The sequence below is a fragment of the Arthrobacter sp. Soil_C_60 genome (assembly GCF_057656375.1).
In genome coordinates this window covers 371,474-385,104 of record NZ_JBDGKM010000003.1, presented here as the reverse complement: position 1 = coordinate 385,104, position 13,631 = coordinate 371,474, and the positions used below count along the sequence as shown (strand labels likewise).

General features: G+C 63.9%; 15 protein-coding genes. 4 read left to right on the top strand and 11 right to left on the bottom strand.

What is annotated here, in order from left to right; genetic code table 11:
* Positions 1-21: 21 nt before the first annotated feature.
* The 5 genes from AC3A4M_RS08600 to AC3A4M_RS08580 all read right to left on the bottom strand — a co-directional run bounded on the left by AC3A4M_RS08600 (position 22) and on the right by AC3A4M_RS08580 (position 4,472).
* A complete protein-coding gene (locus AC3A4M_RS08600; protein WP_498735246.1) occupies positions 22-810 on the bottom strand; it encodes an ABC transporter ATP-binding protein in 789 nt (262 codons plus the stop codon).
* A gap of 5 nt (positions 811-815) precedes the next feature.
* Positions 816-1,592, bottom strand: coding sequence for an ABC transporter permease (locus AC3A4M_RS08595; RefSeq protein WP_498735245.1), 777 nt, complete (start codon positions 1,590-1,592; stop codon positions 816-818).
* Positions 1,592-2,419, bottom strand: coding sequence for an ABC transporter permease (locus tag AC3A4M_RS08590; RefSeq protein WP_498735577.1), 828 nt, complete (start codon positions 2,417-2,419; stop codon positions 1,592-1,594). Before AC3A4M_RS08590 ends, AC3A4M_RS08595 begins: the two co-directional genes overlap by 1 nt.
* A 2-nt stretch (positions 2,420-2,421) precedes the next feature.
* Positions 2,422-3,399, bottom strand: a complete 978-nt coding sequence (locus tag AC3A4M_RS08585) for an ABC transporter substrate-binding protein (RefSeq protein ID WP_498735243.1) — start codon at positions 3,397-3,399, stop codon at positions 2,422-2,424.
* A 176-nt stretch (positions 3,400-3,575) separates the two neighbouring features.
* The gene (locus AC3A4M_RS08580) at positions 3,576-4,472 is read right to left on the bottom strand and encodes a LysR family transcriptional regulator (RefSeq protein WP_498735242.1); all 897 of its coding nucleotides are present in this window, start codon (positions 4,470-4,472) and stop codon (positions 3,576-3,578) included.
* 91 nt (positions 4,473-4,563) lie between these two features.
* On the opposite strand from AC3A4M_RS08580, the gene AC3A4M_RS08575 reads away from it, so the two are divergent.
* Together AC3A4M_RS08575 and AC3A4M_RS08570 are read left to right on the top strand one after the other, a co-directional pair.
* The gene (locus AC3A4M_RS08575; protein WP_498735241.1) at positions 4,564-6,060 is read left to right on the top strand and encodes an aldehyde dehydrogenase family protein; all 1,497 of its coding nucleotides are present in this window, start codon (positions 4,564-4,566) and stop codon (positions 6,058-6,060) included.
* A gap of 2 nt (positions 6,061-6,062) precedes the next feature.
* Positions 6,063-7,166, top strand: coding sequence for a zinc-binding dehydrogenase (locus tag AC3A4M_RS08570; protein ID WP_498735240.1), 1,104 nt, complete (start codon positions 6,063-6,065; stop codon positions 7,164-7,166).
* A gap of 69 nt (positions 7,167-7,235) precedes the next feature.
* On the opposite strand, the gene AC3A4M_RS08565 is transcribed toward AC3A4M_RS08570, so the two are convergent.
* From AC3A4M_RS08565 to AC3A4M_RS08555, 3 genes are all read right to left on the bottom strand, one after another.
* Complete coding sequence (locus tag AC3A4M_RS08565) at positions 7,236-7,907, bottom strand: DNA alkylation repair protein (RefSeq protein WP_498735239.1); 672 nt, start codon at positions 7,905-7,907, stop codon at positions 7,236-7,238.
* Between the two features lie 116 nt (positions 7,908-8,023).
* Entirely contained in the window at positions 8,024-8,242 is a 219-nt protein-coding gene (locus AC3A4M_RS08560) for a hypothetical protein (RefSeq protein ID WP_498735238.1), read from the bottom strand.
* Positions 8,243-8,353: 111 nt separating this feature from the next.
* Positions 8,354-9,235: a DNA-formamidopyrimidine glycosylase family protein gene (locus AC3A4M_RS08555; RefSeq protein WP_498735237.1), complete on the bottom strand. Its 882-nt coding sequence runs from the start codon at positions 9,233-9,235 to the stop codon at positions 8,354-8,356.
* 91 nt (positions 9,236-9,326) lie between these two features.
* Here AC3A4M_RS08555 and AC3A4M_RS08550 point away from each other — a divergent pair, with 91 nt between their 5' ends.
* Positions 9,327-10,160: an SDR family NAD(P)-dependent oxidoreductase gene (locus tag AC3A4M_RS08550; protein ID WP_498735235.1), complete on the top strand. Its 834-nt coding sequence runs from the start codon at positions 9,327-9,329 to the stop codon at positions 10,158-10,160.
* A gap of 128 nt (positions 10,161-10,288) precedes the next feature.
* Here the strand turns inward: AC3A4M_RS08550 and AC3A4M_RS08545 are convergent, their stop codons facing one another.
* A complete protein-coding gene (locus AC3A4M_RS08545; RefSeq protein WP_074699991.1) occupies positions 10,289-10,693 on the bottom strand; it encodes a VOC family protein in 405 nt (134 codons plus the stop codon).
* 9 nt (positions 10,694-10,702) lie between these two features.
* A complete protein-coding gene (locus AC3A4M_RS08540; protein ID WP_498735233.1) occupies positions 10,703-11,143 on the bottom strand; it encodes a helix-turn-helix transcriptional regulator in 441 nt (146 codons plus the stop codon).
* Positions 11,144-11,306: 163 nt separating this feature from the next.
* Between AC3A4M_RS08540 and AC3A4M_RS08535 the strand changes: the two genes are divergently transcribed.
* Entirely contained in the window at positions 11,307-12,515 is a 1,209-nt protein-coding gene (locus AC3A4M_RS08535) for an MFS transporter (RefSeq protein WP_498735576.1), read from the top strand.
* Positions 12,516-12,591: 76 nt separating this feature from the next.
* Here the strand turns inward: AC3A4M_RS08535 and AC3A4M_RS08530 are convergent, their stop codons facing one another.
* Complete coding sequence (locus AC3A4M_RS08530) at positions 12,592-13,566, bottom strand: LysR family transcriptional regulator (RefSeq protein WP_498735231.1); 975 nt, start codon at positions 13,564-13,566, stop codon at positions 12,592-12,594.
* Between the last annotated feature and the right edge of the window lie 65 nt (positions 13,567-13,631).

Genomic DNA, 13,631 nt, shown 5'->3' with positions numbered 1-13,631 from the left:
GAGCTTCCGCTGCCGAACCATTCAGATGGAAGCGTGCGACTTCGCCGCCTGGATCAGGCCCAGGACCCGGGCTCGGACCTCGGCATATCGCTCTAGCCGCTTCGTCTCAACCTGGTGACGGGGAGTCGGCAGACCGGTCTCAATATTTTCGGTGACGCTGGTCGGTGCACCGGAGAGCACCAGGACCCGGTCGGCAAGGTAAACGGCTTCGTCGATGTCATGGGTGACGAAGAGGACCGTCGTGTTGTACTCATCGCGCAGGCGCAGGACAAGGTCTTCAAGCTCCACCCGCGTCTGCGCATCGACTGCCGCGAAGGGCTCGTCCATCAGCAGGACGTCGGGGTTGTATGCGAGGCCACGGGCGATCGCAGCACGCTGCTGCATACCCCCGGACATCTGCCAGGGGTAAAGTTGCCCCTTGCCAGCGAGACCTACCGATGTGAGTGCCTTTTCCACACGCCCTTTCAGCTCGTCCTTCGAGAACCGCCCCTTGATGGGCAGGAGGACGTTATCGCAGACGGTCATCCACGGCAGCAAGGAGCGGCTGTAATCCTGGAATACGACGGCGAGTTTAGCCGGAGGCTCGTTAACTTCAGTGCCTTCGAAGACAGTGCGCCCGCCGGTTGGTTCAAGCAGACCCGCGATACATCTCAGCAGCGTGGTTTTACCTGAACCGGAGGGTCCTACGATGCAGACGAACTCCCCCTTACCCACTGAGAAGTCGATACCGTCCAGAATCCTGGTCTTGCCATAGCTCTTGCGCAGTCCCTCAACGGACATGACGGTTTCTGTGGTGGTGTGGATGGTCATGGTGCTCACGCTTTCTCGAGGGAGTTGAACAGGCCGTGGTGCCAGGCCAGGACGTGGCGCTCGACGAGGACGAAGGCCATTGTGGCGACGTAGCCGAGCATCCCCAACAGGATCGTACCCGCCCACGTTTCGGGGATCGCGAATAGCTGCTGGGAGTTCAGCACATAGAAGCCGATTCCGGCAGTGGAGGCGAACATTTCGGCCACGACAATCAGGATGATGGACAGCTGCAAAGTCACGCGGAGGCCGGCGAAGATTTGTGGTGACGCCGCGGGGAGAAGAACCTGAAAAATCCGCTTTCGGGTCGAGAGCCGGTAGGAGCGCGCCATATCCTGCAGCTGCGGATCGAGGGATCTCACGCCGTCGATCGTATTCAACAGCGTCGGCCAGATGGCGCCGATGACGATGACTGCAATGTTCATCGGGGCGCCGATCCCGAACAGAAGCAAAGCCACGGGCAGGAGTGCCGGCGGGGGGATGGCCCGGAAGAATTGGATGAGGGGATCCAGTGCCGCGCCGAGCCTTCGGGAAAGTCCGATCATCGTGCCCAGCAGGATGCCTCCGGCTGCGGCGATACAAAAGCCGGTCAGGAACTTGCCGATGCTTGGCAGTGCGTCGGTAAGGAACCTCTCCCCCAGCCAATCGCGCGCGAACGTTTCAAGGATTATCTGCAGGGACGGTACGTAGATGTTGGTGGAGTTGGCGGTGCCGAACCACCAGGCCAGCAGGACCACAGCGGGCAGCCAGAGCAGCAGCCCGGCGTCGCGCAGAAGGAAACGCATCAGTGATTCTCCTTCATTCGTTGGGAGGGGTGCCAGAACAGCAGCGGCTTGCCAGCCAAGGTAAACATCGCGTTGACGGTCAATCCGAGGATTCCCGTCGCGATGATGTAGCCGTACATAGTGGGCAGGTCAGCAGCGTTTTGGGCCATCGCGATTTCCTGCCCCATGCCGGGTGCGCCACCTATGAGCTCAGCCACCACAGCAACGACGACGGCGATGCTCGCCGATACTCGAAGGCCGGTGAGGCCGAACGGCAGCAGCGTCGGGATCAGAATGTGCCGGATCATTCGCCGGTGTCCCAGACGGTACGATCGCGCAAAGTCCTGCTGGGTCCTGTCGAGACCACGCGCGCCGTAGGCCACTTGAACCATGAGCGGCCAGAGAGCACCCATGACCACCAGGAAGACTTTCATGGTCAGCGACGGCCCCCAGAACAACAGCGCTAATGGCAACAATGCAACGGGCGGAATTGGTTTGAGGAACTCGATCACCAGCAGGGTGGAACGGTCGATCCAACGGCTCCGGCCAATGGCCATCCCGAGCGGGACCGCGATGATTGAGACGATCAGCAGCCCGGCTCCGGCCCCGAGGACCGTCTGTCCAACCGCGGACCAGAAAGTGGCTGCGGCCAAGAGGCTACCTAATCTGGCCAGGACTTCGCTCGCCGCAGGGAACGCGATGGCAGGTAGGATGCCGGTCCGGGACAGTGATTCCCAGAGCACCAGGACGGCAAGTACGGCGCCCAGCCCCAACACTCCGTCACTGGTTCTCGTACGGCGGCGGCCGCCTTGGTCCGCCTTTCCTACCCGGATTCCCACACTGCCCATGCTCACGCAAGCACCAGTTTCTCAGCGGGGACTGCCTCCGGCAGGAACCCGGTCTCAACCATGACCTCTGAAATTTCGACAAGAGTATCGGCTTTCAGATCTGTCCCGAAGGTCGGGACCACCATCTTTTTCGCCAGCCCTTCCTCCATTTCCAACTTATTGAGCAGAACCTCCAGCAGCACCGCACTGTCCTCGTTCGCCAACTGATTAGCTTTGACGAGGGCTCGGTTGAATGCGTCGACCTCTTCTCGCCGCGAGTCAATGAAGTTCTGCGAGGCGAAGTACACCGACTCCATTCCTGTGTTCTTGAAGGCGAGGGAATACAGCGGTGACAGGAGGCGGGCACCCTGCTCCTGTCCGAGGGTCACGAACGGTTCAGCCATAGCCGCGGACTTCACTGTTCCCTGTTTCAGGGCTGCGAGCGAATCGGCCATCGGCATGCTGACAACCCGAACGGAGCTTGGGTCCACCCCAGCATCCATGAGGACTTTTGCTGCCGCGATATGCGGCTGGGATCCCTGCGCGTTGACAGCCATTGTTTGACCCGCCAGCTCGGCGAGTGACTTCGGCCCATCCGACGCTACGAGGATGCCGATCGTGTCTTCTTCGGGCGCACCAGGATTTGCACCAGCAGGCGCGACTGCCCGTATCGGCAGTCGTTTGGCGACCGCGTTGATGAAAGGAGTTCCAGCAGACGTACCGAAGCTCAGCTGGCCGTTGACGACCGACGGAACGATGGAAGCTGCGCTCTGGATGGGCTGCGTGGCAACCTCGAGACCTTCAGCCTTGAAGAATCCCTCCTGCTGGGCGATGTACACCGGAGCGAAGTGGGCCACCGGGATCATCCCAATAGTCAGTTTTCCGGAGCCTGCCGCCGCGCCCGCGGAACTACCCGCGGCCCCTCCGGGTGCAGCTTGGGCACCGCAGGCCGCTAGCAGCGGGACTGCGGCCAATGCCCCAAGGAACGAACGACGCTTCATTGGAATCCTCCTGATGCAGCGGCGCAAAGACGGCCGCCGCGAGTGGGTGTGATTTGGCTAACTCAAACCCTGTCAGGCTCCCGGCCATACGGCAAGAATGTTTTACTTGGGTACCTCATAGGTTGAACCTATAGCTGATGTACGCCCGGCACTAGGTGATATCTTCCGGAAACCGCCTATGCCATTGCCATCGCCAGGAAACGTCGCATGGCCGCGGTGGGCTCCTGCTTCCGGCTCCAGACAACCGTTGACTCAAGTGGAGGCAGGTCCTGCGCCAGGGACCGCAGCAGGACTGCCTGACCAGGCATGCTGCGCACCGGGTCGGGCACTAGCGCCACCCCGAGGTCCGCAGCGATCAATGGCATAGCCGTGCCCACGGATTCGACGATACGTTCGCGCCGGGGCCGCACGCGGTGATCCCGCCAGGCGTCCCGAACAATCTCCGGAAGACTTGCAACACCGAGGGTGGATCTTGCCATAATCCAGGTCTCGCCATCCAAGCTGGTCAAATCGAATGGGTCAGGCGCGCCGGCAAACCGGGGCGGAAGTGCAGCAAGGAGCGCAAAGCTCCCGGCGCGCGCCATATGCAGCTCTGTTCCGTAGCGCTCACGTAATTCCGAGGTCTCCGTCACTGACACGACCCCGAGGTCGGCTTTCCCGGAGCGGACAGCCTCAAGCACCTCCAAGGGAGCCGGCGCACTTACCGAAACGTCCACATCAGGTGCTGCAACGACAAACCGGCGCAGCAGGTCCGGCAGCGGCCCCCAAAGGAACGGAGGCACGACGGCGAGACTCAAGTCCCCCGTTCTACCTTCGTCGATGCGCCGCAACCGTTCCCGTACATCATCCATGGAAGCCAGCAGTTCATACCCGTACTTCGTCAGGGCCAGACCTGCCGCGCTCGGCACGATCCCTCTGGCCGTCCGCTTCACCAACCCGACGCCGAGGTCCTTTTCCAACTGAATCAATGCGGCGCTCAGCGGGGGCTGTGTCATGTGCAAACGACTGGCTGCACGGGATATCGACCCTTCCTCCACGATGGCGAGAAAGTACCGAAGCAGTCTTGTATCCATATGCAGAGACTATACCTAGGGCTACTCTTTGGTATTTGAACTATGGCTAAAGCGCTGGAATCCTCGAAGAAACCCCGAAGGAGTATGTGCCATGAACCTATTAGAAGAAGTCAGCATCAAGTCCCAGCTTCGCGCCAACATCGGCGGACTGGGCCGCCATCACATTGGTGGAGAGTGGGTGGAGCCCGCCTCCGGGCCGGTCTATGCCTCCGTCAACCCGGCGACAGGCGAGCAGATTGCTGAAATCGCTGCCGCTGGCAGCGCTGAGGTGGACGCGGCAGTCAACGCGGCCCGCGCCGCCCTGTCTTCCCGCGATTGGGCCGGCATGCTGCCCGCAGCGCGCGGTGAACTGCTGTGGCGTTTGGCAGAGCTCATTGACTTCCACCGCGATGAACTGGCTCGCCTCGAAGCGCTGGACCAGGGTCAGCCCGTAGGCCTGGCGGCGAACATGTCAGCCGCCGGCGCGGCGGCCCACTTCCGCTATTTCGCCGGTTGGACCACCAAGCTCGATGGCCGTGTCCCCTCCGTGTCCCGTTCGGACGCCATGGCTTATACCCAACGCGTCCCTGTGGGAGTGTGCGGGCTAATTACGCCGTGGAACTTTCCGCTTCTCATCGCCGCGTGGAAGCTCGCGCCAGCCCTTGCCACGGGGAACACCGTAGTCCTCAAACCAGCCGAGCAAACGTCGCTGACCACGCTGCGGCTGATGGAAATCATCGAGGACGCAGGTTTCCCCCGGGGCGTGGTCAATATCGTGACCGGCGGCGGTGAGACCGGGCGGCTAATGGTCGAGCATGCAGGGATTGACAAGGTTTCCTTCACCGGGTCAACGGCGGTGGGCCGCTCCATCGTCCGGGGCGCGGCAGGCAATCTCAAACGGGTTTCCCTGGAACTCGGCGGCAAAGCCGCCTCAGTTATATGTCCCGATGTGGACTTGGAGAAGTCCGTGCCGAAGAACATCGCCAACGTCACGAATAATGCTGGCCAGGTATGCGGTGCACTCTCCCGCTTCTACGTCCATGAGTCCCGCTACGACGAATTCGTCGAGCGCGCTACTGCCTCGCTGTCCCAGCTCAAGGTAGGTCCGGGCCTGGCAGCAGGAACCCAAATGGGTCCGCTGAACAGTGAGGAACATCTGTCGCGCGTTGATGCGTTGGTCCGCTCCGCTCTGGATGCCGGTGCGGAGGCCGTAACCGGCGGCGGAAGACTGGCTGGTGAGCTTGCAGCCGGCAGCTTCTACGCTCCTACGCTGCTCACCTCGGTCGATGAGTCCATGGCGGTTGCACGCGAGGAGATCTTCGGACCGGTCATGCCTGTTATGAGCTACTCAGACGAAGACGAGGTCGTCGCACGAGTCAACGATTCGGAATATGGTCTGTCCGCTTCTGTGTGGACGGAAAATCTGGGCCGCGGGCACCGGCTGGCACAAGAGATCTCCGCCGGCGCCGTGCGAATCAATACGGTGTCTGGATTGGACCCTGCTGCACCGTGGGGAGGCATGCGTGCCTCCGGTTGGGGTCGGGAAATGGGCGAGGAAGCACTGGATGCCTATACCGAAGTGAAGACTACTTGGATCGGATTGGATTAGAAATGAAAATCAAAGCAGCCGTCGTCGACGAAATTGGCGGCGAGTGGGAAGTGCGCGAGATCGAACTGCGGGAAGAGGAAATCCGGCCCGGCGAAGTGCTCGTCCGTATGGGCGCGGCGGGCCTCTGCCACACTGACGAACACATCCGCCAAGGAGAGCTCCCTGCGAAGTTCCCATTCGTCGGAGGTCATGAAGGAGCAGGCATCGCGGTCGCGGTGGGCGAAGGTGTCCAAGGAATTGAGTCAGGCGACCACTTGGTGTTCACGTTCCGGCCCAGCTGCGGCCTCTGCCGGTACTGTCTCGACGATAAGGCGAACTTGTGCGAGGAGATCGCGAACGTTCAGGCGGGAGACCGCCAGCCTCGATTCCATGAGAACGGCACACCGTTGAACGCGCAGAGCCTTGTCGGAACTTTCGCCGAGTATTCAATCGTCCCCGCTACCTCCTGCGTAGTGATCCCCAAGGATATTCCCATGGAGGTCGCCGCCCTGCTCGGCTGCGCAATCCCCACGGGATACGGTGCCGCCGTCCACGCCGGCAAGGTGAAGGCCGGAGACCACGTCGTCGTTGTGGGAATGGGAGGCGTAGGCACCAATGCCCTGCAGGGAGCCCGCATTGCCGGTGCGGCAACGATTGTCGCCGTCGATCTCTCCGAGCAGAAGCTGGGCCGCGCCGAGGACTTCGGAGCCGACGCCGCGTTCACTTCGATCGAGGACGCCTCGGCCTTCATCCGTGATGCGACCGGCGGCCGCCAGGCAACCGTCGTGATTATTACTGTCCCGGCGTCGCCCTTGATCGCGCAGGCTTTGGCCGCACTGGACAAGGGCGGGCGTTTGGTTCTAGCTGCGTTGGGTGACCCAACCCGCTTCCGGCTCGACCTTCCGGTCAATCAACTCGTCATGAACGAGATAACGGTCCGTGGGACTGTGATGGGCTCGGCCTCGCTGCGGCGTGATGTACCCACTATTCTGAATCTCTACCGGCAGGGCAAGTTCAAGCTCGACGAGCTGATCAGCCATCGGTATCGGCTGGACGAAATCCGCGAAGGTTATGCGGAACTCAACCGGGGCGACGTTATCCGCGCTGTTGTGGAGTACGCCTCCTAGACAAGCGCGAATTCGGATCAGACGGGGAAGTGATAAACCTTGTGCTTCCCCGTCACGGCGGACGTCGCGTTAGACGAGGGCCTGCCGACGCACTATCTCGTTGATCCAGCTCGGCGCGAACGGCGAGGTGCAGTTCGGCGGCGTCGGGTAGTCCTTGAGCACCTCCAGGCGTTCGCCGATGTCGAGCGCCCGGGCCCGGTGCTCGGCATGCTCGATCCCGATCTGCGCCAGCGTGTGATTCATTGCCCACTGGAGGCGGTCCGGAGCGTCCTTCATTTCCGCCTCGATCGTGTCGAGCAGCCCCGCGAGGTCAAGTCCCTCGGGCTTCTTCGCCACCCGCTCGGTGGTCAGTGCCCAGCCGGCACTCGCGACCACGGGATCCGCATCCGCGGTCCACTTCACGCGTAATTCCTCGGCGTGCGGGCTCTTCTTGACCACATAATTCACCAGCCAGTCGTGCACCTTGGGGGCGCGCGACTCGCGCAGCATGGCGTCCAGCTCGTCCTGCTCGAAGGCCTTTGGCCGGCAAACCAGCAGGGCCAGCAGCCGCGCCGCGGTGTTGTCCGTCGCCCAGAGCTCGCGCGCGACGTCCTGCTGCGTCTTCAGCCGCTTCGCGACCGCCCGAAGCTTGCTGAGGTTCACGCCGTGGTCGTCGCCGCGCTTCTCATTCGCCTCGCGCATCTTCGGATCCTCCAGCGCGGCCAGCTCGGCCATCACCTCGGCCACCGTCGTCTCTGACATTCCACCCTCCCGGTTACTCACGTCTCGGGTTCCAGCCTACGGCCGTGAGTCGCTCGAACGCGGCCGGGCGTTAGGGAACGTGCAGTGACAGTACGAATGATCGCGGCCGAACTGCCTCACGCCGTTGTGAGCTTCTTGTCCGCAACCGCGATAATCCGTTCGGTCTCCTCCAAAATTCGCGCAGTCGTGTAGTCCCCGACTTGTACGACCTCATTATTTCGGGAAGGGAGTGTCACGAGGAAGCTCCCGTCTTCCTTGGCTTCGATCAACTCGAGATTTGCAGCTCTCAGGATGTCGTCTCTGCGTCTGCGCTTCCGGCTGAAAACTCTAGCCATCGGAACCTCCTTCGACTTCATTGTCTCGCCCTCCGCATGGGAGACCAAGGAGTTGACGAGCACCCACCTTCCGCCTCTACCGGAACGGTCATGGCTTATTAGAGGGACTTCTTATTTCAGGAACTTCGACGTCCTTCGGTCCGCCAACAGCTTGCCACCGGTCTGACAGGTAGGACAGTATTGCAGCGAGGAATCCGCGAAGGACACTTCCCGGATCCTGTCCCCGCACACCGGACAGGCTTCGCCTGTGCGGGCGTGCACCTGCATCGCTTTCCGTTTCGAGTCCTTCAGCTCGGCCGCGGGGCGGCCCGAAGCGCTGGCAATCGCGTGTGCCAGCACAGCGTGCATGGCCTCGAACAGCCTTGTCACCTCGTCAGGATCAAGCTTGGCGGCGTTGGCGAACGGTGACAGGTGCGCTGCGTGCAGGATCTCGTCGCTGTACGCGTTGCCGATGCCGGCGATCGCCGACTGGTCCCGCAGCAGTCCCTTGATCTGGCCACGATGCGAGATGACGATCTCCGCAAAAGCCGCATAGTCGACGTCGAGCGCGTCCGGTCCCAGCCGTGCGATACCGGACACGTCGAGGGGATCCTTGACCACGTAGACAGCCAGCGACTTCTTCGTGCCGGCTTCCGTCAAGTCGAACCCTGGTTTTTCCTCTCCCTCGGCCGCGAACCGCACGCGCAGCGCCATCGGCCCCTTGCCCGGCCGCAGCGGCCCCGGTTTCAGCGCGTCCGACCAGCGGAGCCACCCGGCCTTGGCCAGATGCATCACCAGGTGCACGCCACCGGCGGTGAGCACAATGAACTTGCCGCGGCGCTCGACGCCGGACAGCGGCTCCGCGCTGAGCGCATCCAGCGGGACATCCGCGGTTTTCAGCACCGAGAAGGACAGCACCTCCACCTGCGCGATCGTGGCCGGCGGGGCGTCAGGCGGGATGAGTTTCAGCCGCAGGAAATCAACGAGTCCCTGCACTTCAGGCATCTCGGGCATGCACCAACCTTATTGCAGGAATTACGACGGCGGTGCTTGGCTTTACGGTTAAGGAGGGAATTCCCTGCCACCTCTGCCAAGGAGAACGCGCATGACCGCATCGAAGACCATCGTGATCACCGGCGCGAGCGACGGGATCGGCGCGGCCGCCGCCCAGATCCTGCATGCCCAAGGCGACAAGGTAGTCCTCGTCGGGCGCTCCCCGGAGAAGACCGAGCGCGTGGCCAAGCCGCTGGGCGCCGACTGGTTCACCGCCGACTTCCAGGACCTCCACCAGGTCCGCACCCTCGCGAAAAACCTGAAGTCCGCCTACCCGTGCATCGACGTCCTGGCCAACAACGCCGGCGGCCTCTTCGCCGGCCCCGAACGCACCGGCGACGGGTTCGAGAAGACGTTCCAGGTCAACCACCTCGCGCCGTTCCTGCTCACGCACGAGCTCCTCGATGTCCTGCTTGACAGCCGCGCCAGCATCGTCAACACCTCAAGCGTCGCGGCCAAGCTCTTCGGCCGGATCAACATCGACGATCCGAACACCTGGAACGGTTTCACGCCGAACAAGGCCTACGGCAACAGCAAGCTCGCCAACATCCTCTTCACCCGCGGCCTGCATCAGCGCTACAGCGCCCAGGGCCTCGCCGCGGTGGCGTTCCATCCCGGAAACGTCGCCACAAACTTCGCCGCGGAAACCACCAGCTACCTCCGCCACGTTTACCGGACCGCGCTCAGCCGCTTCCTCATCACGCCCGAGCGCGGCGGCGCCAACCTTGCCTACTTCTGCACCGGCACGCCCGGCACGGACTGGGAATCCGGCCGCTACTACAGCGACCGCCGCCGGATCAGCCGCACCAACCCGCAGGCCGCCGATGACAACCTCGTCCGCCGGCATTGGGAAGCAAGCGCCCACATGCTCGGCCTCCCCGCCTGACTTTGCGTGTGAAACCGGCAGCGTCCGGCCCGCCCTCGTCGTCGTCGTCGTCGTCGTCGTCGTCGTAAGAAAAGTACGACGGCGGCCGCCCACCTTGTGTGGACAGCCGCCGGTTTCGGATGGGAAGGTTACGCGTTCTGTGTGATCCGTACGGTGTTGCCGGACGGATCCCGAAACGCGCAGTCGCGTGGTCCCCACTGCTGTTCCATCGGCTCCTGCAGGACCTCGGCTCCGGCGGCCACCAGCTTCTCGAAGGCGGCGTCCAGATTGTCGGTCCGGAACACGATGATCGGCAGGACGCCCTTGACCAGCAGTTCCTGGAGGATGTCGCCGTCGGCCTGCGAGCGGCCGGCATGCGGTGCGGACAGCACAATCTCGGCGGCGGGCTCCGCGCCGCTGCCGAGGGTGACCCAGCGGAAGCCGTTGCCGGACACATCGTTGCGGACTTCCAGTCCCAGGCCATCGCGGTAGAACGGGAGGGACTCCTCGGGATCGTTGACAGTGATTTGGCAGTACTGCAGTGAAATAGTCATGTAGCCAAGCTACGTCCGCGCCGAGGCGGCCGCTTCTTCGATCCTGCTCGATCCGAACCGCGGGGGCCGGGTCAGCAGTTTTGCGATGCACTGCGGCATCGCCTCCATCGCATCATGCTCGCGGCCGCGGTAGGTGCTCGGGGCCTCCCCCACCATTTCGGTGAAGCGCGTGCTGAACGAGCCCAGCGATGTACAGCCCACCGTCATGCACGCATCGGTGACGCTCATGCCGGAGCGCAGCAACGCCATGGCCCGCTCGATCCGCCGGGTCATCAGGTAGTTGTAGGGCGTCTCCCCGTACGCGGCCTTGAACCGGCGGGAGAAATGGGCCGGCGACATCAGCGCCCTGGCCGCCATTGTCGGCACATCGAGCGGACGCGCGTAGTCCCGGTCGATCAGGTCGCGCGCACGGCGCAGATGCGCCAGGTCGGCCAGTTCATCAGGGGTCACAACTCGAGGCTAGCGCCACCCGCGGCGGCAGGGAAGACGTTCCCGGTCCCACGTGGCATATGGTTTTGATGGACCCGGACAGCCCCGCCCGCGGCGCCGACGCCCACGCCCCACCAACGCCAAGGAGGCTCCTACGCACCGCCCATCAGCCGCTCGCCCCGCCCTGCCCTGGGTGATCACCGGGATTGTGGTCCTGGCCCTGAGCCTGCGCGCCCCGATCATCGCGCCGACGGCGGTGATCGGCGAGATCCAGGCCGGCACCGGCCTCAACGCCATCGGCGCCGGCCTGCTCACCGGGCTGCCGGTGCTGCTCTTCGCCCTGGCCACCCCGCTGGCCACCCGCACCATCCGCCGCTTCGGCCCGGAGGCAACGGTCGTCCTCTGTCTGGTCGGCGTGCTTGCCGGAACGATCATCCGCTCGGCCGGCCCCGCCGTCGTCGTACTCGCGGGGACGGCGCTCATCGGCATCGCCATGACGCTGGGCAATATCGTGGTGCCGGTCATCATCCGGCGCGACGTGTCCTGGCGGCAGGTCTCCACGGTCACCGGCGCGTACTCGGCCGCGATGAACGTCGGCTCGATGGCCACCCTGCTCGGCACCGCGCCGCTCGCGGCACTCTTCGGCTGGCGGTGGGCGATCGCCTCGTGGGGCGTGGTCATCGCGGCGGGCCTTGCCTACTGGCTGGTGTGGGGACGGCGGCAGCTAGGTACCCGCGCGGATGCCGCGAAGTCCGTGCCCGAGGGGACGCGAACCAAGCGAACGACGGCGGAGCCCGCTTCGGACGGCCCCGGGGCTGCGATTGCTGGAAACCGCAACCGGCGGATCGTCGGCTTGCTGATCCTGGCGTTCTGCGGTCAGTCCGCCGCCTACTATGCCACCACCGCCTGGCTGCCGCTGTTGCTGTCCGAGACACGGGGACTGGGCCTGACCGCCTCAGGTGCCACGGCCTCGCTGTTCCAAGTTGCCGCCATCGCGGGCGCGTTCGGCGTGCCGCTGCTGGCGGCCCGGACCCGCACATGGATTCCGGTCGCCGTGATCGGACTCTGCTGGGTCACGCTGCCGATCGGACTGCTCATCGCGCCGGAGGCCTACGTACTCTGGTCGATCATCGGCGGCATCGCCCAAGGCGGCGGCTTCACCGCGATTTTTTCCCTCATCCCGCGCATCGCCCGCAGCGACAAGGAGGCGGCCTCGGCCTCTGCACGCATCCAGTCCGGCGGGTACCTGGCCGCTACTTGCGCGCCGCCGCTTGCCGGATGGCTCAACTCGGTCACCGGCGGCTGGTCCGCGCCGCTGCTCCTTGTCCTCGCCGCGACCCTGGCCTTCGGCGTCGGCGGGCTGCTGGCCGTGCGCCTCTCCGAACGGCGCTAGGTGGAAAACGGCCCTAGGCCGTGTTGATCAAGGATTCCTGTTCGCCTGGGTGACCACGCGCGCTCCTCGATGGGGGTTAGGAGTACGGGATCCCTGCGGATGCCGACGTGCCGTCGGCCCCGGCTGGATTCGAGACGAGATCGGCGCGGCCGTAGCCGCCGAGTTTCTCCACCGCGAAGTCAAGAAGAGCCGAGGCGCGCGGCGTGAGGTTCATGTCCTCAGGCCAGATCCCGACCACGTGTGAGACCGTGACGGGTGGGTCGAGGGGCCGGATGACAACCTGCCGCCCCTCGGTGCTCATCGGGAGCCTGTTGGGCCGCGACATGAGCAGGCCATAGCCCACGCCGCGGCCCACGAGCGCCTCGACGAGGCCGATCTGGCTGACACGGGCTTCGATCCTGGGTTCGAGACCGCGCGCGGTGAATGCATCGGTGACGTTGACGGTACCAGGGGTCGCGTCATATTGGATGTAGGGCTCACTGGCGAGATCCGCGAGGTCGACGGCGCTGGTCGCCGCGAGCGGATGGCTCGGATGCAGGTGGACCTCGAGTTCAGTCGCGTAGATCTTGCGGCGATGGTACCCGACAGGCAGAGACACGTTGTACACGAGTGCCACGTCGAGACGCCCCGCCTCGAGTGCGGAGAGCAGCTCTTCGTTGGTGCCCACCATGATCTCGATGTGCACTCCGGGATGCCTCCTCGGGAAGCCATCGAGAAGCTCGGGGACCACATTTGTGGCGAAGCTCGTATAGCAGCCGAGCTTCACGGGACCCCGCAGTTCCTGTCCCCGACGGGCGCCCAGAACAAGCTCCTGCGTGTCAGCGACGATCTGGCGAGCCTGCTTGGCGAATTGCTGGCCAGTCGTAGTCAGAGTGAGGCCCCGCGCCTTGCGGCGCACGCACAACTGTTCCCCCACCGCCTTCTCGAGACTCGTGATGGCATGCGACAGCGCTGACTCCGAAATATGCAGATGGGCTGCGGCGGCGCTGAGGGTAGTGAAGTTCGGCAAGGCCGCGAACAGTTCAAGCTGCCTCAGGCTCACCTCGGCCATAACACCCCTTCCCGACTTCTTCGACTCGATCGAACTATATCCTCATATTACTGTGATTTACATGC

Bases quoted from the DNA above. Each gene is read 5' to 3' on its own strand.
- AC3A4M_RS08580 (WP_498735242.1), bottom strand. From the start codon at position 4,472: ATGGATACAAGACTGCTTCGGTACTTTCTCGCCATCGTGGAGGAAGGG.
- AC3A4M_RS08575 (WP_498735241.1), top strand. From the start codon at position 4,564: ATGAACCTATTAGAAGAAGTCAGCATCAAGTCCCAGCTTCGCGCCAAC.
- AC3A4M_RS08545 (WP_074699991.1), bottom strand. From the start codon at position 10,693: ATGACTATTTCACTGCAGTACTGCCAAATCACTGTCAACGATCCCGAG.
- AC3A4M_RS08590 (WP_498735577.1), bottom strand. From the start codon at position 2,419: ATGGGCAGTGTGGGAATCCGGGTAGGAAAGGCGGACCAAGGCGGCCGC.
- AC3A4M_RS08595 (WP_498735245.1), bottom strand. From the start codon at position 1,592: ATGCGTTTCCTTCTGCGCGACGCCGGGCTGCTGCTCTGGCTGCCCGCT.
- AC3A4M_RS08600 (WP_498735246.1), bottom strand. From the start codon at position 810: ATGACCATCCACACCACCACAGAAACCGTCATGTCCGTTGAGGGACTG.
- AC3A4M_RS08585 (WP_498735243.1), bottom strand. From the start codon at position 3,399: ATGAAGCGTCGTTCGTTCCTTGGGGCATTGGCCGCAGTCCCGCTGCTA.
- AC3A4M_RS08550 (WP_498735235.1), top strand. From the start codon at position 9,327: ATGACCGCATCGAAGACCATCGTGATCACCGGCGCGAGCGACGGGATC.
- AC3A4M_RS08560 (WP_498735238.1), bottom strand. From the start codon at position 8,242: ATGGCTAGAGTTTTCAGCCGGAAGCGCAGACGCAGAGACGACATCCTG.
- AC3A4M_RS08555 (WP_498735237.1), bottom strand. From the start codon at position 9,235: ATGCCCGAGATGCCTGAAGTGCAGGGACTCGTTGATTTCCTGCGGCTG.
- AC3A4M_RS08570 (WP_498735240.1), top strand. From the start codon at position 6,063: ATGAAAATCAAAGCAGCCGTCGTCGACGAAATTGGCGGCGAGTGGGAA.
- AC3A4M_RS08530 (WP_498735231.1), bottom strand. From the start codon at position 13,566: ATGGCCGAGGTGAGCCTGAGGCAGCTTGAACTGTTCGCGGCCTTGCCG.
- AC3A4M_RS08565 (WP_498735239.1), bottom strand. From the start codon at position 7,907: ATGTCAGAGACGACGGTGGCCGAGGTGATGGCCGAGCTGGCCGCGCTG.